This window comes from Catenibacterium sp. CAG:290, assembly GCF_000437715.1.
GTDB classification, from domain to species: Bacteria; Bacillota_I; Bacilli_A; order Erysipelotrichales; family Coprobacillaceae; genus Catenibacterium; species Catenibacterium mitsuoka_A.
The window spans coordinates 1,119-1,653 of record NZ_FR898823.1; the positions used below are offsets into that span (position 1 = coordinate 1,119).

At 35.9% G+C, this 535-nt stretch carries 1 protein-coding gene; it reads right to left on the reverse strand.

Annotated features, from left to right (window positions below; translation table 11 throughout):
* On the reverse strand, window positions 1-535 hold a 535-nt coding region (locus tag QVO42_RS06440), incomplete at both ends, for an ABC transporter substrate-binding protein (RefSeq protein WP_288163974.1).

Below are 535 nucleotides of genomic sequence, written 5' to 3' on the forward strand. Positions count from 1 at the left end.
ATCTCCCTGTTCTTCTACAAACTTCTGATTTAATGGGAAGAAGACTGGCTGAGTCACCAAATCCATAAAACGTGTAGTCTTATATTGAAGATGTACAACTAATTTCTTATTCTTCACATAAACACCTAAAGTATCTACAGGCTTTAAACCTTTATAAATATCATCAGCACCTGCAATCGCAGCACCATAAGAAGTTAATAACTTAGATGCTTCAGAACGCATAGATAAGGCTCTCTTCCATGCATAAACAAAGTCTTCTGCAGTCACTGGATCTCCATTAGACCACTTCACGTTCTTTCTGATTTCAAAAGTATATGTTTTGCCATCCTCACTTACTTCTTTACTCTTCGCAATAGCTGGCTTAAGCTTACTCTTAACATTATAAGCATATAAACCATCACCAAATGCCTGAATCACATTTGTAGATGTTTCATCAATAGCCTTTGATGCATCTAAAGATGCCACATAACCAGAATCCGCAAAATTAAATACATTCTGTGAATCCGCATTATTAGTCAAAGAACAACCAGTCATT